At 53.3% G+C, this 18,315-nt stretch carries 14 protein-coding genes; all 14 read left to right on the top strand.

Annotated features, from left to right (window positions below; translation table 11 throughout):
* Window positions 1-54 precede the first annotated feature (54 nt).
* The 14 genes from KFZ77_RS16045 to KFZ77_RS15980 all read left to right on the top strand — a co-directional run bounded on the left by KFZ77_RS16045 (window position 55) and on the right by KFZ77_RS15980 (window position 18,206).
* The gene (locus KFZ77_RS16045) at window positions 55-606 is read left to right on the top strand and encodes a fimbrial protein (RefSeq protein WP_264384769.1); all 552 of its coding nucleotides are present in this window, start codon (window positions 55-57) and stop codon (window positions 604-606) included.
* A gap of 99 nt (window positions 607-705) precedes the next feature.
* Complete coding sequence (locus KFZ77_RS16040) at window positions 706-1,473, top strand: fimbrial biogenesis chaperone (protein ID WP_264384768.1); 768 nt, start codon at window positions 706-708, stop codon at window positions 1,471-1,473.
* A gap of 87 nt (window positions 1,474-1,560) precedes the next feature.
* Window positions 1,561-4,179: a fimbria/pilus outer membrane usher protein gene (locus tag KFZ77_RS16035; RefSeq protein WP_264384767.1), complete on the top strand. Its 2,619-nt coding sequence runs from the start codon at window positions 1,561-1,563 to the stop codon at window positions 4,177-4,179.
* Complete coding sequence (locus KFZ77_RS16030) at window positions 4,167-4,739, top strand: fimbrial protein (RefSeq protein WP_031519758.1); 573 nt, start codon at window positions 4,167-4,169, stop codon at window positions 4,737-4,739. The genes KFZ77_RS16035 and KFZ77_RS16030 overlap by 13 nt, the downstream gene beginning before the upstream one ends.
* 116 nt (window positions 4,740-4,855) lie before the next feature.
* Complete coding sequence (gene tssB / locus KFZ77_RS16025; protein ID WP_031519760.1) at window positions 4,856-5,389, top strand: type VI secretion system contractile sheath small subunit; 534 nt, start codon at window positions 4,856-4,858, stop codon at window positions 5,387-5,389.
* Between the two features lie 17 nt (window positions 5,390-5,406).
* Complete coding sequence (tssC, locus tag KFZ77_RS16020; protein ID WP_031519762.1) at window positions 5,407-6,903, top strand: type VI secretion system contractile sheath large subunit; 1,497 nt, start codon at window positions 5,407-5,409, stop codon at window positions 6,901-6,903.
* A 173-nt stretch (window positions 6,904-7,076) separates the two neighbouring features.
* Window positions 7,077-7,562 carry an Hcp family type VI secretion system effector gene (locus KFZ77_RS16015; RefSeq protein ID WP_031519764.1) on the top strand — a complete coding sequence of 162 codons (486 nt, stop codon included), beginning with the start codon at window positions 7,077-7,079 and terminating at the stop codon, window positions 7,560-7,562.
* A gap of 68 nt (window positions 7,563-7,630) precedes the next feature.
* On the top strand, window positions 7,631-8,221 hold the full coding sequence (tssJ, locus tag KFZ77_RS16010; RefSeq protein ID WP_264384766.1) for a type VI secretion system lipoprotein TssJ: 591 nt from the start codon (window positions 7,631-7,633) through the stop codon (window positions 8,219-8,221).
* Window positions 8,222-8,224: 3 nt separating this feature from the next.
* The gene (gene tssK, locus KFZ77_RS16005; RefSeq protein ID WP_264384765.1) at window positions 8,225-9,571 is read left to right on the top strand and encodes a type VI secretion system baseplate subunit TssK; all 1,347 of its coding nucleotides are present in this window, start codon (window positions 8,225-8,227) and stop codon (window positions 9,569-9,571) included.
* Complete coding sequence (gene tssL / locus KFZ77_RS16000; protein ID WP_264384764.1) at window positions 9,571-10,947, top strand: type VI secretion system protein TssL, long form; 1,377 nt, start codon at window positions 9,571-9,573, stop codon at window positions 10,945-10,947. Before tssK ends, tssL begins: the two co-directional genes overlap by 1 nt.
* 8 nt (window positions 10,948-10,955) lie before the next feature.
* On the top strand, window positions 10,956-14,714 hold the full coding sequence (gene tssM / locus KFZ77_RS15995) for a type VI secretion system membrane subunit TssM (protein ID WP_264384763.1): 3,759 nt from the start codon (window positions 10,956-10,958) through the stop codon (window positions 14,712-14,714).
* A 5-nt stretch (window positions 14,715-14,719) separates the two neighbouring features.
* Window positions 14,720-15,367, top strand: a complete 648-nt coding sequence (locus tag KFZ77_RS15990) for a hypothetical protein (protein WP_031519773.1) — start codon at window positions 14,720-14,722, stop codon at window positions 15,365-15,367.
* 49 nt (window positions 15,368-15,416) lie between these two features.
* Window positions 15,417-17,876 carry a type VI secretion system Vgr family protein gene (locus KFZ77_RS15985; RefSeq protein ID WP_264386206.1) on the top strand — a complete coding sequence of 820 codons (2,460 nt, stop codon included), beginning with the start codon at window positions 15,417-15,419 and terminating at the stop codon, window positions 17,874-17,876.
* A 72-nt stretch (window positions 17,877-17,948) separates the two neighbouring features.
* Window positions 17,949-18,206 (top strand): PAAR domain-containing protein, encoded by a 258-nt coding sequence (locus KFZ77_RS15980; protein ID WP_072002055.1) that lies wholly within the window; start codon window positions 17,949-17,951, stop codon window positions 18,204-18,206.
* Window positions 18,207-18,315 lie beyond the last annotated feature (109 nt).

Below are 18,315 nucleotides of genomic sequence, written 5' to 3'. Positions count from 1 at the left end.
AAATCGGTAAGATTTACTGATATAAACTATACGACATTCTAAGGAATAGATGTTATGTCAAAAATGAAAGTTGCTGTGTGCGCCATCGCTTTATCTCTTGCTTCTGTAAGCGTCAACGCAGCAGATGTCGTTGGGCAGGGTACTGTCACCTTCAATGGTAAACTCATTGATGAAACCTGCGTTATCGAGGATGGTTTTAAAGATATCATCGTTCAGTTGCCGACTCTTTCTACAAAAACACTGAATGCTGCAGGGGTTGAAGCGGGTTCAAAATCTTTTCAGATTAAAGTGAAAGATTGCCCGGCGGCCATCACTCAGGTAGCCGCCCATTTTGAAGTATTAAACAGCGAGTACGATGCATCCACTGGTAACCTGATCAACCAGTTAGAAGTTGACGATCCAGATAACTCTGCGACGAAGGTTCAGGTTCGTCTGTACAATACCGATTCAACTCAAATCCGTATCGGTTCAACAGGTAAACCGTTCCCGGTTGATAGTACGACTCAGGCTGCAACAATGGAATATCTGGGTGGTTACTATGCCACTGCACAAACTACTGCAGGCGATGTGAAAGCACAGGTTACTTATACCCTGGCGTATCCATAAGGATCATGCCCCGCTAAATAATAGCGGGGCATACATTCATAACGTAGTTCGTATATTTAACTGGTGTGTATTTAACACATGTTAATTAAGGCGCTGTTTATGTCGACTAGCAAAATTGCTGTAGCAGTATTATCAGTAATGTTATCATTTTCAGTGTCTGCTGCGATGACAATCAGCGGTACGCGTATCATTTTTCCCGGCGGGCAGAAAGAAGTTAGCGTCAGAACGAACAATAAAGGTGATCATCCGCCGCTGGTGCAAGTATGGGTTGATGATGGGAAATCCACAGGCGATGTGAATAATATGAAGGTACCATTCATAGTCACGCCGCCGATTTATCGTGTTGAACCGGGTAAAGGCCAGACGGTCCGTGTTATTTATAATGGCATGCCGCTTCCACAGGATCGTGAATCGCTCTACTGGTTCAATATGCTAGAAATACCTCCTGTCCAGGCCATTAACTCGGAAAATAAAAATCGGCTCGAACTGGCATTCCGTACACGTATAAAAATAATATATCGCCCCTCATCATTGGGATACAGTGGCGTAGGGAAGTTGGATAATGTTGCCTGGCAACTTATCGATAATCCACAGTACGGTCGCGGCGTAAAAGTGAGTAATCCTACCGCATATTATATGAATTTTGACGGCGGTGAATTTAAAGCAAATGGCAAGATATGGAAGATCGATCTTGATATGCTTGCCCCTCTCGAAACCAAAGAGTTTTATGCGAAACCCGCTATGCCAGTTGGCAGCCCGGTCAGCGATGCGACTTTCAGGATCATAAATGATTACGGGGCGGCAATGGTTCGAGAACTAAAAAGCGCATCGTCAAATACCCTGAAGCTTAGCGCGAATAATAAATAGTCATGCGCTGATTAACACTGGCGGCATAAGGAAGTTGTCGCTTTCTGCATCGTACTTGCAGCGGTATTGTCAGGAAGGAAACGAAAATTGAATCGCTTCAATAAAACTGATAAAGAAATAATAAATTATAATCACCTGCTATTTTTTCCGAAACGTCCATCCAGGCGCTTTGCATGTACAGTTTTTTATTCTTTTTTATTAATTCAGCGGGGCTGGGCAGTATCTCCGGAATATAGAGACAATGGCCAGTCACCAGCGGATGTGGAATATAATGCAGGGTTTGTTCATGGCTCAGGCATTGATGTTAGCCAATATGAAAAGGGCAATCTGGTAACGCCAGGAGTTCATACCGTCACTACTATTGTTAATGGCGATAATAGAGGCAAACATGATATTAATTTTGTTACTGAAGGAGACAGCCAAAGCGGTATTGCGTGCTTCTCTAAAGATGATCTTACAGCGCTGGGTATCACGCTGACTCAAAAAGGCCAGAAAAATAAAGAAAACGCGCAGAACGAGCCGTGTGCTCGTCTGGATTCGCTTATTTCTGACGCCAGGGTAGTTTATAACGACGGCGATCTGGAACTTAATATTATTATACCTCAGGCCAATATGGTTGCGGTTCCTCGCGGCTATATCGACCCAAAGCGGTGGGAGTCCGGGGAAACCGCCGGGTTTATTGACTATAACGCTAATATCTATAACGCCAGCTCAGACGCTCAAAAGGAGAATTACAGCGGTAATATAGGTTTACTGATGGGATTCAATGCAGGTGAGTGGCGTTTACGTAAACGCATCAATAGTAGCTGGATTAAAGGCGACGACAGACGTACACAAAGCCTGCTGGGTTATGCCGAACGAGATATAACTGCTATGCGTAGCCGTCTCACGATCGGTGATACCAACACGCCCGGCGAACTCTTTGACAGCTATGGTCTTCGTGGGGCTCAGCTGCAGTCTGACGATCGCATGCTGCCTGAGGGGCTACGTAATTATGTCCCTGTTTTACAAGGCACAGCAGAAACGAACGCACGGGTGACGGTTACTCAGCACGGCCAAAAAGTGTATGAAACTGTCGTCCCGCCGGGCCCCTTTAGGCTGGATGATGTCGGTGCCATGGGGTATGGCGGCGACATGGAAATGACCATTACCGAGGCCGATGGCAGGCAGCGCGTACAGACTATTCCTTTTTCAGCACCACCGATGCTGTTACATGAAGGCATATCCCGCTTCAGTGTGTCTGTCGGCGAGTTGCACGACGATACGGTGCGTGAAAAAGCAAAGATACTACAGGGCGTGTATCACTACGGTATCGGGAATAATTATACCGTCTATGCCGGTATGCAAATCGCAGAACATTATAAATCGGCTGCGGTGGGTAATGCCATTAACACTCCATTTGGGGGTGTTTCATTTGATATCACCCATGCGGAGAGTGAATTAAGCACGGGTAAAACTGCGTCAGGTAATAGCATCAGTGTGGGTTATACAAAATATCTGAACCAAACAGATACCAATATGACATTGGCTGCTTATCGCTACTCCTCAGAAGGGTTTTATACCTTCAGAGACGCAACCCTTGAGCGTTACGGGAATAATCTTGATGAAGATAACCTCGCGGTTGACTATCGCACTAAGCAACGGTTTACCGCAAATTTATCCCAGCAACTGTGGGCAAACAGCTCGCTGGCATTATCAGCCAGCCTGTATGACTACTGGGATTCGCGAGAGACTGGCAAACAGTATTCCGTCACCTTCAATAAAGCGCAGCGTTATTTTTCCTGGTCGTTAACGGCCATGCGTAGTGACGACGGTGAGGGCGAGTACGACGACAGCATCATGCTGGGGCTTAATATCCCGATTGGTGATTCACTAACGTCACAACCGTTGTTCAGTTCTATTTATTCTACCGTCAGTCATGATTCTGATGGGCGGGATACGTTCCAGCTCAACGCGAACGGAAGCCAGGGCGAGCAGAGTGAATTAACGTATGGCATCGGTACGGCAGCGTCCGGGATTCATGGCTCGGATGGGCAGGAGACGCTTTCGGGTAATATGAATTACCGTACGCCGGTTGGCCAGTTCGGCATAACCGCATCGGCAAATAATACGTCGTCACGTCAGGTATCACTTTCCGCCAATGGCAGTCTGGTTGCGCACCGCGGGGGAATTACTGCCGGCTCACAGCTGGGCGATTTCCCCTTTGCCATTATTCACGCAGAAGGGGCCGAAGGGGCTGCCGTCATGAATGGTTACGGAACGCATATCGACGGTAACGGGTACGCCATCATGCCATCTCTGACGCCGTATCGTGAAAATACGGTAATGGTAGATACCAAGGGTTTGCCGTCTGACGTGGACGTGATGGAGAACCAGAAAGTCGTTGTGCCTCGTATGGGGTCAGCGATTGGCGTAAAAATGGAAACGCTGGTCGGCAAACCGGTCATTATCATCGCGCGAAATGAGCAGCATGCGTTTTTACCCATCGGCACGCCGCTGGTTGATGATAAAAACATTCCCCAAAGCGTAATCGGCCAGGGGGGGATGGCATTCATTCGCGGCTGGGACCCGCTATCACAGTCACTGTTTGCTGTACTGAACGGCGGGCGTACACGGTGCCGTTTAGTGAATAGTAGTACGCGCCCTTCGTTGATGAGCGCTGAAAGCAGCACTATTGAACAGCGGGAGATGACATGTATCCAGTAATGCAAAGTGTGCAGGCGTGCTGCCTGCTGCTGGCGGGTGCGGTGGGGTTATGCTCCGTTGCCAGCGCTGAATCCTGTTCGGGGACAAATTGTAAGGTCGAGGTGCTGTTCAAAGGAACCTATCTGGAGGATACCTGTGACGTTGTGATCAACAATGGCTCATCATCGGAAAAAGTCGCGCTGCCGGTACTCTCCACGGCTACGCTGAAGTCCGATGGCGCAGAAGCGGGCAGCGTAACGTTTACTATTCTTTTGAAAGGATGTCCGACAGCAAAAACTATTTCGTTATGGTTTGCCAGTACTGATGCAGACAGTACAACCGGCAATCTTGTTAATGCTACAGGCGCTGAATACAGTAGCAATGTCCAGGTGCGTTTACGTAATGCAGCGGGAGCGCAAATGATAGTAAACGATCGAAATAGCACTCAGGATTATATTATTCCGTCGGCTGGCGGCGATATTGCGCATGACTATCAGGCAATGTATTACGCTAAGGGGGCTGCGGCCGTTACCCCTGGATTAGTGAGTTCTCTGGCAAGTATTAATTTGACGTATCGTTAATGGCGGCTTTTAGTATTTCTCTCTGAAATATTTATTCAGAGGAATATTTGTTCACAGTATCTTCAACTTCCTGACGATACTGTGAATTTTTAAATTACACAGTGAAAAGGACCATCATGGCTGTTAATAAACGTAGTTCGCAAAAGTTTATTGCACGAAACCGTGCACCTCGCGTCCAGATTGAGTACGACGTAGAAATCTACGGCTCTGAAAAAAAGGTCGAGCTGCCTTTTATTATGGGGGTCATGGCTGACCTGTCTGGTAAACCCCTTGAGCCACTTCCCAGCGTAGCTGACAGAAAGTTCCTGGATATTGATATCGACAATTTCGATGAACGAATGAAAGCGATGAAACCACGCGCTGCCTTTGCCGTGCCTAATACATTGACGGGTGAAGGGCAGCTAATGGTCGATATGACGTTCGAAAGCATGGATGATTTTTCCCCGGACGTTATCGCCACCAAAGTGGATGCGCTGGCAAGTTTACTGGAAGCGAGAACCCAACTTGCCAACCTGCAAACTTATATGGACGGCAAAGCGGGTGCAGAAGAACTGGTTATGAAACTGCTTCAGGATAAAGCTCTGCTTAATACGCTTGCATCTGCGCCGAAGGCTATTCAACAAGCCGCTGATACCTCAGATGAAGAATAATTAAGAAGAGAATAACCATGTCTACTGCTCAAACTATTAAAGAACAAGCGGCGCTTGCTGTAGCTGAACATAACGACTTTCACTCCCTGCTTTCCCGGGAGTTCAAAGTTAAGACCGATGAAACCAGAACGGCCGTTGAAGGGGCGGTGAAAACGCTTGCCGAACAGGCTCTGGCAAATACCGTTACGATCTCTGAAGATGCTTATAAGAGCATCGCTGCTATCATTGCGGAAATCGATCGTAAATTAACCGAGCAAATAAACCTCATCCTGCATCATCGTGAATTTCAGTCGCTGGAAAGCGCCTGGCGCGGGCTTAATTATCTGGTTACCAATACCGAGACCGATGAAAAGCTTAAGCTGCGTTTTATGGATATTTCCAAAAACGAGCTGCGCCGCAATATGAAGCGCTACAAAGGCGTGGCATGGGATCAGAGTCCGCTGTTTAAAAAGGTCTACGAAGAGGAATATGGTCAGTTGGGTGGTGAGCCTTATGGTTGCCTCGTGGCCGATTACTACTTCGATCACACCGCACCGGATGTCGATCTGTTGTCATCTATTGCGAAAGTCGCGGCGTCCGCACACGTTCCTTTTATCACTGGTGCTGCCCCCAGCGTTCTGCAGATGGACTCCTGGCAAGAACTCTCTAATCCTCGCGATTTGACCAAGATTTTTACCCAAAACCTGGAGTATGCGGCCTGGAACTCCCTGCGTCAGTCCGAAGATTCCCGCTACATTGGGCTTGCCATGCCTCGTTTCCTGGCGCGTTTGCCGTATGGCGTGCGTACGAATCCGGTCGATGCTTTTGATTTTGAAGAAACCACGGATGGCGCCGACCATAACAAATACGTCTGGTCTAACGCCGCCTATGCCATGGCAGCAAATATCAACCGCTCTTTCAAAGAGTATGGCTGGTGCACCCTGATCCGCGGGGTAGAGAGCGGAGGCGTTGTTGAAGGGTTGCCATCCCATACTTTCCCGACCGATGACGGCGGGGTGGATATGAAATGCCCGACAGAAATCGCTATCTCCGATCGCCGTGAGGCGGAGCTGGCCAAGAATGGCTTTATTCCGCTCATTCATCGTAAAAATACCGATTACGCGGCCTTTATTGGTGCGCAGTCACTGCAAAAACCGACTGAGTACTACGATGCCGATGCAACGGCGAATGCGAACTTATCCGCACGACTACCCTATCTGTTCGCCTGTTCACGTTTCGCGCACTACCTCAAGTGCATCGTACGCGACAAGATCGGCTCTTTTAAAGAGCGCGATGAGATGCAGCGCTGGCTCAACGACTGGGTAATGAACTATGTGGACGGTGACCCGGCGAATTCAACGCTGGAAACCAAAGCGCGTCGTCCACTTGCAGCCGCAGAGGTGGTTGTAGAGGATGTGGAAGGCAATCCGGGTTACTACCAGGCGAAGTTCTTCCTGCGCCCGCATTTCCAGCTTGAAGGGCTGACCGTTTCGCTGCGTATGGTCGCCAAACTGCCATCGCTTAAAGAAGCGTAATAACGAATAGCGAGCTGTCAGACGAGGTCCTTTCGGACGTCGTTTGGATAGCCATGTGTTTGTAATAGCAGTATTACAAATGGGAAAGGATTAGCCGAATAATATCCTTATTCGCTTTTCCTCTATTTATGTGGTTGTCAACTGAACACCAAATTAGTGCTTAAGAGGATTTTATGGCACAAGATATGTTTATTAAAATTGATGGCATCGAAGGGGAGTCTTTAGATGCCACTCATAAAAATGAAATTCAGGTTCTGAGCTGGAAATGGGATGTTTCACAACATTCTAATATGCACAGCGGTTCCGGCGGCGGCTCTGGTCGTGCCACCGTTGAGGACTTTATTTTCGTTCACTATACGGATAAAGCGAGCCCGAATCTGCTTAATTACTGTCTGACCGGTAAGCATATCAAGAATATTCAGTTCGTGATCCGTAAAGCAGGTGGCGATCCGCTGGAATATTTAATCATCAAATTCACCGATGTCATTATTACCCATGTCGGTATGCAAGGCTCGCTTGAAGATGAAGCGCGCCCGCGCGAGCAGGTGCGTTTCTCCTTTACGAAGATGACGCAGGACTACGTTATGCAGAATGCTGAAGGGCATAAAGCAGGCGTTATTTCTGCTACTTATGATGTTAAAGCTAACCTGCACGGTTAATAAATAACGTCTGAAGCGCTTCCGTTTCGCGCATGCTGACGGGAGCGCTACTCAGGCTCTATCACGCAATGGATGGTGCGCTCAGCTGGCCTCGCATTGCGGATGGCGCTTCTGCGCATGGAGAATATCGATATATGGAAATAAGAGTAAGGCGTAGCTGCCTGGCTTTTAACTACTGTCAAATTTTAACTCTGGCCATTTTTTTATCCTCCTGCCATTCCGTTGAGCCGCAGGAGAAAAATAAGGTTGATATTACGCTTGTCGCCGACAAGAAAGTTAACCCGAATGAAAAAGGGCAGCCTAGCCCGGTTGGTATTCGTATTTATGAATTAACAGGTACTGACGCTTTTGCGATGAGTGACTATTTCACTATTACAGACGGAAGCGATCCCGAGTTGCTTACGCAAATTAAAAAAGTGTCCGACGTAATGATTAAACCGGGCGAAAAACGCGAGCTGGAAATAACGCCTGCGGCAGATGCCGTGGCGCTGGGTATTGTGGCGGCGTATCGGGATATTAATCATGCGCAAGCCGTAACGACCTGGCCTGTCAATCGCAATGATGAACGTGCCTGGTATAGCCGGTGGTTTACACCTCCCTCGCCGGCATTACAGGTAGATATCGGATCGTTAGCTCTCTCTGTCAAGGAAGTGGAATAAGCCGTGAGAACAAATAAAGTTATCTGGAGTGAAGGATTATTTCTGCGCCCGCAGCTTTTCCAGCAGCAGGAGCGCTATTTTGAATATTTTGCCCATAAGCGCGCAGCGACAATCACTCCGTTTTTCTGGGGCTTTGCTCAATATGAAATCGATCAGGAGGCGCTTGCCTACGGCAAACTGGTGTTGCGCTCTGGTCGGGGCGTACTGCCTGACGGGACACCTTTCGATTTTCCCGGTCATGCCGAAAGCCCGGAACCCTTAACCATTACCCCTGAACACCTTGGTCAGGTTATCTGTCTTGCTGTGCCGCTGCGGCTGGACAATAGCGACGAGACGATTTTTGATCCCTGGGACACGCGTTCACTGGCCCGTTTTTGCGCGTTTGAAGATGAGATCACCGATACCAACGCGATCCGTCAGGGACCAAAACCGGTTCAGCTGGCGCAGCTTCGCCTGCGTCTGGTGTGCGAACGGGAGATGACGGAATCCTGGATCGGTTTGCCGCTGACCCGGGTTCGCGCACTGCAGCCAGATGGCAGCGTGCTGCTGCATCAGGACGATTTCATTCCGCCTGTCACCGGTTACGCAGCCAGCCCGCTGCTTGCCGAATGGCTGACGCATCTTAGCGGACTGGTAAAAATCCGCGCCGGGATGCTGGCGGGGCATCTGACCGGCAGTACCGGCAAGGCCAGTGCCAGCGCAGAGATCGTCGATTATCTGCTGCTGCAAATTTTTAATAAATACGAACCCATTCTCAATCATTTGCGCACCATTCCTGAGATGCCGCCGATTGTGCTCTATCAGGAGTTGGCTAAATTTGCCGGCGAGCTGTCCACCTTTCTGCGTACCCAGACCCGTCGCCCAAAAGCGGCACCGGGTTACGATCATGCGCGGCTTTATCCATCGATTCGCCCGCTGGTGGAGGAGATTCACGATCTGCTCAATCAGATTCTGGTACGCGCCGGACAGGTGATTCCGCTGTATGAAAAAGGGCACGGTATCTGGTCCGCCTCAGTAATGCCGCACGAGCTGCGTTCCTTCTCGAATCTGGTGCTGGCGGTGAACGCGCAGCTTCCCGCTGACGTACTGCAGCAGCAATTTTTCGCCCAGGTCAAAATCAGCGCGCCGCAGCAACTGCAGGATCTGGTTCGCTCGCATCTGCCCGGACTGCTGCTGCAAAGTTTGCCGGTGCCGCCGCGACAGATCCCGTATAGCGCCGGGTACGTTTACTTTGAATTGCAAAAAAACGGAACCTTCTGGGAGCACATCGCTGCCACCGGCGCGATTGCGCTTCACGTAGCCGGAGATTTCCCGGGCTTGCGCATGGAAATGTGGGGGATCCGTGAGTAATGAGTGACGTCCCGATGACCGATTCACCGATCTCACCAGCGTCAGACCTGACGCCGCAGGACGATGACAGTCTCCAGGCGCTGGGTAAATTTCTGATGAGTGAGTCGCAAAGTTTTTCCTCCGCTACGTCACCCACGACGTCGGCAGCGGCCACGCCTGAGGCAGAGATATTCGCCAGTGCCGGGCAGGAAGTTATCGTTAAAACCGAAAGCGTGCGGCAACGGGTTAATGCGGTGGCGGCTGCGGCGATGCCGCTGCTGGAAGCTGCCCAGCCCTTGCTGCGGGCTCTGAGTGAAATGCCGGAGTCGGTAAGTTCACCCGCTCATGCCGGCGTGCTGAAGCGGACCCTGATCAATGAGATCAATCTCTTCAGCGTCGTGTGTGATGAAACCAACATCCCGTGGAAAAAAATGGCCATTGTGCGCTATTGCCTCTGTACCGCTCTGGACGAGGCAGCGCATGCAACGCCATGGGGAATCGCCTGCGCCTGGTCACGCAGCAATCTGCTAAACCATTTCGAAGGTGATAACGACGGCGGTAATAAATTTTTCCTGTTGGTTGGTCGTCTGTCGGTGAACCCGCATGACTATGCCGACGTGCTGGAGATCATGCTGCGTATCCTGGGGTTAGGCCTCGAAGGACGCTACAGCATTATTGAAAACGGCGAGCGGCAGCTCACTAAAATCCGGCAGCAGTTGCTCACGTTGCTGCAAAGTACCCGTGACTCCGTGCCGGCTGCGCTCTCACCGCATGCCCGCGTTCAGCGTGAGGGAGGCAAGCGGCTGCGCTATGCGCTCCCGGTGCGTGTTACCGCCCTGTTTGCCGCGTTGCTGGTCGCCGGAACGTTTATCACCGCCAGTTATCTGCTTGCGTCGCGTGAAAGCGTGGCCCGGTTGCGTATCGATGCGCTGAGCGAATTGCGGGGTTTTGCGCTTCCGCCAGCCCAGCGTTTGCGGCTAGCCATTTTGCTGAAAGAAGAGATTCGACAGGGACTGGTCTCGGTGGATGAGAGCACCAGCCGGAGCAAAGTGATTTTCCATAGCGATGCAATGTTCCCGGTCGGTTCGGCCAGAGTCCGCCCGGAGATGATGGGCATCCTGAAACGGGTGGCAGAGGAAATACGGCGGGTCAACGGGCGCGTAGCCATTGTCGGCCATACCGATTCGCTGCCTATTCATAAACCCGGTATCGCGAATAACCAAATCCTCTCTGAAATGCGCGCAGCGGACGTGGCAAACGTGCTGAAAGCACAAGGGGTGCCCGCATCTTATATTCGCGTGGAAGGTATGGGCGATCGCCAGCCTGTTAGCCAGAACGATGATGCCCAGGGACGTGCGTCGAACCGGCGCGTTGAAATTTTCGTGACCTACAAATGAGTGCCTTCATGTTTTATGTAAACCGGCTTTTTTCGGGGCGATCGTTAAAAACCCTGTTGCTGTTCGCCTGCTTTATTACCCTGGCGGCGGCTATCTGGTATCTGGGCCCGTTTATCGGGTTCGGCAAAACGCGGCCGCTGGAGGGCGTGCAAACGCGCGTGGTGTTCATTTTGCTGGCGCTTGGGTGGTTTGCGCGTTTGTTCTGGCGCATTCCTTTCTTTGTGCTGGTTGCCGTCACACTGTGCGTGCTGGTCTGGGAGTTAGGGCCCTTTATACTGCTCGGCGATACATGGCCGCTCACCAGTACGCTGCGCCGGCTGGTCATCGTGGCTGTTATCGCATTCGTGACGCTGATCTATGCCGGCTGGCTGCTCCTGCTGGCACTGTCCCGCAATCCTCATTTGCTGGATGATTTTCATAAATTTCGCAAAGGTAAGGTCAAGCCTGCCCGCGAGATGACGGAAGTGGCAGGCATCATCCGTAAAGCCGCGGTGCGTACGCGGGGCGTGCGCACCGGGGTATCACGCTGGCGCCGCTTTTTCATGTTTTCTCAGGATGCGCTCCCCTGGTTTATGGTTATTGGCAACGAGCAGGCGGGAAAAACGTCGCTTATCGTCTCCTCAGGGCAGGAGTTTCCGCTGCCTGAACAACTGGCGCGCACTACGGCCAGGACAGTACCGACGTCACACTGCGAATGCTGGTATGCCAACGATGCCTTGTTCGTGGATACCGCGGGCCGCTTCATTTCTGACGCAGGGGACGCGCATCCGGAGTGGCAAGGCATCCTGAACGCCATCGGCAAATATCGACCGGTTAACGCGATTAATGGCGTGATCATTGCTATCAGCGCGGCTGACATCATGGGGGCTGAAAAAAGCGCACTGCGAGAGATGAGCGCACAGCTGCGTAAGCGGCTGAACGACATTCGCACAACACTCGGCATCCGCTTTCCGGCCTATGTGATCGTCACCGGTATGGATCGGCTGGCAGGTTTTGAAGCCTATTTTCGGGATCTCACCGCCGAGGCGCGGGAGCAGATTTGGGGAGTAACCTTTCCCTGGGGCGAAAAAATCAGCGCCACGCTGGCAGAGCAAAAAGTGGGAGACGAGCTTGCGCTGCTGGCATCGCGTATTGACGGTAATATCGCCGCGCGTCAGCAAGAGGAGTATGCCGTGGGCGAACGTCGTCGGATGTACGCCCTGTCGCTCGATTTCCGCACCCTTGCAGAAGGGGTGACCGCTATGCTGCAGAACATCTTTTTCGCGTCACGCTACGACGAGACTCAGTTTTACAGCACGCTGCGCGGCATCTATTTCTCCAGCGCGTGCCAGCAGAATGAACCGCCGCTGATCAATCCCTCAACGCTTATCCAGCGTTGGCGCCAGGCGCTCACTGACCGTTCTCACGACACAATGGAACGGCCGGATCGTGACGACATGCTCATTTCCAGCTGGAGCGGACGTCATTACTTTCTTAAACAGCTATTTGCCGAGGTGATCGTCAAGGATGCCGGTCTGGTGCGCTACAACCTGGAGGCGGCTGGTCGCAACCGCCTGCTGAACATTGCCGGACACGCGCTCTGCCTGCTGCTGGCTGCGCTGTTGTTTATCGGCATGATGACCAGCTTCATGCACAACGATGATTACCTGGACGTGGTTGAGAGTCGGCTCAGCGTGCTTGAAGACAGGGCGTCGCGCTTTCTGAAAACAAAAAGCGACAGCCTGGTGCCGCAGCTACTGGCGCTCAGTCAGGCATTACCCCAGGTACCGACGGCGGATGTCTACCATCCAACCCTGGACTGGCGCTACGGTCTGTACGTCGGTTTTCATATGGTGGATAACGCCACCGGACTTTATGAGTCTCTGTTACACCAGTTACTGCTGCCGCAGATCGAGCAGCAGACCAGTCAGGCGCTGCGCGATGCAATCGCGACGGGAGAAGGCGACGATCTTTATCAGGCGCTGAAGCTTTATCTGATGGTGTTTGGCGAGGGCAAATTCGATCGTGACACGGTCGAGGACGGACTATCAGCACGCTGGGAAAGCACCCATAAAATGGACGCTTACGGTAGCCCTGCGGTGTTTATCGGGCATTTGCGGCGCTTATTCGGTGCTGGCGACTGGCGGCAGTATGGTCAGGCCGCCGATCCGGTACTGATTCGTGAAGCCCGCGCCCGGCTGGCACAACAGACTCCTGAGGAGCGTATCTACCAGCAGGTTAAAACGCTGCTCTACCGGGACGCGCCGCCAAACCTCACGTTGACCACGCTGAGCGGCGAAGACGCTGCACCGGTCTTTGCGCTGGAAGATGAGACGTTGCGGGTGGACGGCATCCCCGGCCTGTTCACGCTCGAAGGCTATTACGACGTGGTTAAAAAAAAAGGGTTACCGCTGGTGGCCTCTTTCGCCACGGAGAATGGTTGGGTGATGGGACAGCCTGTCAGAACTGCTCAGGAGATGGAGCTTTATGGTCGGGTGCTGTCGCGCTATCTGCGTGATTACACCCACTACTGGCAACGTTTCCTGACCGATGTCCACCTGGCGTTTTCACGCGAGGCCCCGGAAGACGCCTCATCGGGTCTGTCGGTTGACCTCTGGCTGTTACGTACGTTGGCCTCCTCTCCGTCGCCGCTGACGCATTTTGCCAAAGAAGTGGCGCGGCAGACCACGCTGAGTGAACCGGGCGAGACGTTCGGCGACGTGCTGAACGTGACGCCGCGCAGCCAGACGCTGTCGCGCATGAAAAAATTTGATGCGCTGATGGCGCGGCAGGAGAAGAAACTGGTGCGTGCCGGAGTGGATGAGCATTTCAGCGCACTGCATGAATTTGTACGCGGTGGAGGGGCGACAGGCGGCGTAACCCCACTTAATCGCATGATTGCTCTGCTTAACGAGCAGTACACCATGCTGGTGATCGCAAAAAATGCGATGGCAGACGGCGATACTCCGCCGGTAACGGACGCTGGAAAAAAGTTACTCGCAGAGGCTCAGACATGGCCCGATCCCTTCCGGGAGATGGTGGAGCCTCTGCTGGCCAGCGCGTTCGACAATGTTGAGATACAGCAGGTGGCGCTCAACAACGATGCTATCAGTACAGGCATTGGTACCGTCTGCCGCGCCACGCTGGAAGGGAAGTACCCCTTCGCTGACGATGGGCAGGAGGTTACTCTCAGCGCCTTCAGCCGCTTTTTCGCCGCCGGCGGACTGGTAGACACTTACTTCGCCAAAAATCTGGCAGCAAAAGTAGACACCTCTTCATCGCCGTGGCGCTACAAAGGCACCTCTGACAGCACCGGCCTGGCCGTATTCGAACAGGCGGCGGAAATCCGTAACGCCTTTTTCCAGCAGGACGAGGGGCGAAAACTCAACCTCGGCCTGACATTCTCCGTTCCGCACCTTTCGCCCGCACTGCTGCAAGTGACGCTAGCCGTCGACGGGAACAAGTATAAATACGCGCATGGCCCGGTGACGCCGTTCTACGTGACGTGGCCTGGACCGCGCCCGGGAGCGGGATTGTTTGCCAAACCGGTCACCGTTCGTGGCGATGAAATTGCCGCCCTGCTCAGTCGTCTCCAGATTAACGGCCCATGGGCGCTGCTGCGGCTACGCGAGCGCGCCGTCAATATAGAGCTTCTGCCCTCCGGGAACGAACGGCTGAGCTATGACCTGGATAAGCGACGTATCGATCTTGAGGTCTCCGGGTTGCGCTACGGCGATACCAGTCTGATTGCGCTGCTACAGAACTTTCGCTGCCCGGAGGAGGGGTAAGCGAGATGCTGTTCAGCAAAAAAATACCGCTCGCGGTGAAGGCGGTCACGCCGACGATTGGGCGGTGGACGCATCGCTTTCACCGGCGTGATGCTACCGGTAGCGCACTCGCGACATTTCTCATCGCCCAGGGCGCGCAGCAGGGGCTACAGGCTGAGTGCTATCCGTGGTGTTTTGCACTACCCGGCGAGGCGCTCGGCCTGTCGCAGACGCTGACAGGCGCGGTCGCCATGCAAAGCGAGACCGTGCTGTACGCCTCGCTGTCAGATGTTGCGCTGCAGGAGTGCCTGCAGGAGCCGCATTCGCTGGCATTCTGGCTGGCCCGTGCGCTGGTTGCGCAGCCCCGGATGGTCGGACGCACGTCAGGACGGGTTTGCCGACACGTAGCAAGGCACTATCGCGCCTGCGCCGGGCTGAAACAGTCGCCGCCGCTACTGGCGTGGCTCCGTGACTGCTGCGAAGAGGACTATAGCGCCACTGAAAGTGGCGGGGTGCAGTTTATGCCGTGGGCCGGCTGGCCTGCATGCATCAATAAGGGAGGGTATCTGTGGCTGTGGAAACAAAACCAGCATGGGCGGATCGTCGCGTCACACCGTGTTCCGCTATCCGTCACCAGGGGGGCACACGTGCCAGTAAAAGGGATATTTCAATGAAAAGTCAGGTGTCATGATGTCGCGTACTATTACCTTAACCTCTCCGGCGATGCCGTCGCTTCTGGGCGAGCCTGCGCTGGTACTCTCAACGCTTACGGGTGAGGAGGCTTTTTCCACTCTTTATACCTATCACATCATGGTCAGGACGCCTGCTAACCCGGATATTCCCTGGCAGGCCGCCTCGAATGTGGATTTGAAAGCGCTTATCGGCAAGGAGATGACCGTCGAGCTGGAGCTGGATGGCAACGGGCTTGACGATGCGCGCGGGGTAGGCAAAGGCACGCGTGAAATTTCGGGCCTGGTGCAGCAGGCGCGCTTCATTGGCCGGGATGCCAATCAGGCGATGTTTGAGATAGTGATTCGTCCGTGGCTTTATCTTGCGGATCTCACGGCGGACTTCAAAATTTTCCAGCAAAAAAACGTCGTGGAAATCATTGAAGCGATCCTGGGCGACTACAACTTTCCCTTCGAAAAGCGCCTGTCAGGCAGCTATCCCCAGCTTGATTATCAGGTGCAGTACGGAGAAACAGATTTCGATTTCATTCAGCGCCTGATGGAAGAGTGGGGGATTTACTGGTTTTTTGAACATCAGGACCACAAGCATAAGCTGGTGCTGGTGGACAATGTTGGCGCGCATAAGCCCTATTTCAGCGAGGCATATCACGTCATTCATTATCAATCCGACGATCCCAAAGCGGACCAGGAGTACATCAGTCAGTTTTATACCCAGGAGACCATTACCAGCGGGCGTTGGGTAACGAATGATTACGACTTTCAGAAGTCGCGTGCCGATATCATGGCGCTCGACAATAAACCACGTAAGACCAGCTTTAACGATATGGAGATCTTCCACTGGCCGGGAGATTACGACAAACCGGCCATTGGTGAACAGCTGGCGCGCATCAGGGCGGAGGAGCGGGGGGCGATCGGCTCGCGTGCGGTCGGATCGGGTGAGATCCGTGGCATCGTATGCGGCTGCAATTTTGAACTGAAGGGTTGTCCGGTCGATAAGGCTAACCGCGAATACATGGTGATTTCGAGCCGGCTAACGGTCACTGAAAACCAACAATCCAGTGGTGTCGACGCTTTTCATTATGACGCTGCGTTTACTTTTCAGCCGACCACGAAAATTTATCGTCATCCACAAACGACGTTACGTCCGCGCACGCATGGGCCGCAAACGGCAATCGTTGTCGGGCCGCCGGGTGAAGATATCTGGACTGATGAATATGGCCGGGTCAAGGTACGTTTCCTGTGGGATCGCTATGGCAAAAACCTTGAATCAGATTCCTGCTGGCTACGCGTCAGTCAGGCATGGGCGGGCAACAATTTTGGCGGGATCTATATTCCGCGCGTAGGTCACGAGGTAATCGTCGACTTTATCAATGGCGATCCGGATCGCCCGCTTATCATTGGTAGCCTCTATAACAACGTCACCATGCCGCCGTGGGATCTGCCGGTCAACAGCACCCAGAGCGGGATCGTCAGCCGTACCGTAGGAGGCGGACGTACTAACTTCAACGGCATCCGCTTTGAGGATAAACCGGGACGAGAGCAGTACTGGGAACAGGCCGAACGCAACATGGATCGCCTGACCAAGAATAATGAGGTGCAGACCATCGGTGCCAACTCAACGCTTAAAGTCGGCGTGAGTCGCGATGTATCGGTTGGGCTGCATTACAACAAATGCATCGGCGGATTTTCCGCGCTGCAAGTGGGACTGGCACGTTCTACGGTCGTTGGTGCCGCCAATGCACTCTCAGTGGGCGGTGCAAACTCGCTTAATGTCGGTGGCGCCAATCTCACCAATGTGGGGGGATATAACGCCATGTCGGTAGGTGGTGCCCACCAGATTGCGGTGGGTGGCGCCGCAACGCTGGTCGCAGGCGGTGCAATCAGCATGAGCGCCGGTGGGGAACTCACCATCAGCGCCAGCGTGATCAAAATTGTTGGCTCCAGCAAGGTCGTTATTCAGGGGGGGCAGGTACAGTTGAACCCTGGTGACGGTTGTGGTTCCGGCGGCGGCGGCGGCGGTGGATTGGCAGCACTTTCCAGCCTTGCCGGATTAGCATTTGGCCTGATCGCATTGCCGATCCCGCTGCCGCCATACCCTGTCTGGCCGCCAAAACCGCCGAAGCCAACGGATGCGCCAACGGATGCGCCAACGGATACGCCAACGGATACGCCAACGGATACGCCAACGGAAACGCCGACCGAGACGCCAACCGAGACGCCAACCGAGACGCCGACCGAGACGCCGACCGAGACGCCGACCGAGACGCCGACCGAAACGCCGACGGAAACGCCGACGGAAACGCCGACCGAAACGCCGACCGAGACGCCGACCGAAACGCCGACGGAAACGCCGACCGAAACGCCGACCGAAACGCCGACGGAAACGCCGACCGAAACGCCGACGGAAACGCCGACCGAAACGCCGACCGAGACGCCGACCGAGACGCCGACCGAGACGCCGACCGAAACGCCGACGGATACGCCGGAGCCGTAAATACCGCGATCGAGCCATGGCGGGGTTACGTACCCGCCATGATAGTAAAATCATATTCAGGACAATCACACTATGCAAAACGCCGCACGTCTAAGCGATGCCATCAACCACGGGGGATCCGTTACCAGCGGTTCCGGTGATGTTTTTATCAACAATATTTCTGCTGCGCGGGTCGGAGACAGCGTAAATTGTTCCCAGCACGGAGGTAGCTCAATTGCCGCCGGATCCGGCAGCGTTACCATAAATGGCGCTCCGGCAGCGCGTCTTGGCGATCCTGCCGGTTGCGGAGCCACGATCTCAAGTGGTTCCGGGGACGTGTTGATTGGGTAATCGTTATGGAGTTGAGGCTTATCTGGCCTGATACTCAGGCCGCTTTTCAGATTACAGAAGGGTTTACATCGGAGCACCCGGCCTGGTTCTGTCCCGAACGGGGACTTTT

The sequence above is a fragment of the Siccibacter colletis genome, assembly GCF_025914095.1.
Lineage (GTDB): Bacteria > Pseudomonadota > Gammaproteobacteria > Enterobacterales > Enterobacteriaceae > Siccibacter > Siccibacter colletis.
This window is presented reverse-complemented; position numbering and strand designations above follow the sequence as displayed.

Excerpts from the sequence above, each read along its gene's own strand:
- KFZ77_RS16045 (WP_264384769.1), top strand. The coding sequence starts at position 55 with ATGTCAAAAATGAAAGTTGCTGTGTGCGCCATCGCTTTATCTCTTGCT.
- KFZ77_RS16040 (WP_264384768.1), top strand. The coding sequence starts at position 706 with ATGTCGACTAGCAAAATTGCTGTAGCAGTATTATCAGTAATGTTATCA.
- KFZ77_RS16030 (WP_031519758.1), top strand. The coding sequence starts at position 4,167 with ATGTATCCAGTAATGCAAAGTGTGCAGGCGTGCTGCCTGCTGCTGGCG.
- tssB (WP_031519760.1), top strand. The coding sequence starts at position 4,856 with ATGGCTGTTAATAAACGTAGTTCGCAAAAGTTTATTGCACGAAACCGT.
- tssC (WP_031519762.1), top strand. The coding sequence starts at position 5,407 with ATGTCTACTGCTCAAACTATTAAAGAACAAGCGGCGCTTGCTGTAGCT.
- KFZ77_RS16015 (WP_031519764.1), top strand. The coding sequence starts at position 7,077 with ATGGCACAAGATATGTTTATTAAAATTGATGGCATCGAAGGGGAGTCT.
- tssJ (WP_264384766.1), top strand. The coding sequence starts at position 7,631 with ATGGATGGTGCGCTCAGCTGGCCTCGCATTGCGGATGGCGCTTCTGCG.
- tssL (WP_264384764.1), top strand. The coding sequence starts at position 9,571 with ATGAGTGACGTCCCGATGACCGATTCACCGATCTCACCAGCGTCAGAC.
- tssM (WP_264384763.1), top strand. The coding sequence starts at position 10,956 with ATGTTTTATGTAAACCGGCTTTTTTCGGGGCGATCGTTAAAAACCCTG.
- KFZ77_RS15990 (WP_031519773.1), top strand. The coding sequence starts at position 14,720 with ATGCTGTTCAGCAAAAAAATACCGCTCGCGGTGAAGGCGGTCACGCCG.
- KFZ77_RS15985 (WP_264386206.1), top strand. The coding sequence starts at position 15,417 with ATGCCGTCGCTTCTGGGCGAGCCTGCGCTGGTACTCTCAACGCTTACG.
- KFZ77_RS15980 (WP_072002055.1), top strand. The coding sequence starts at position 17,949 with ATGCAAAACGCCGCACGTCTAAGCGATGCCATCAACCACGGGGGATCC.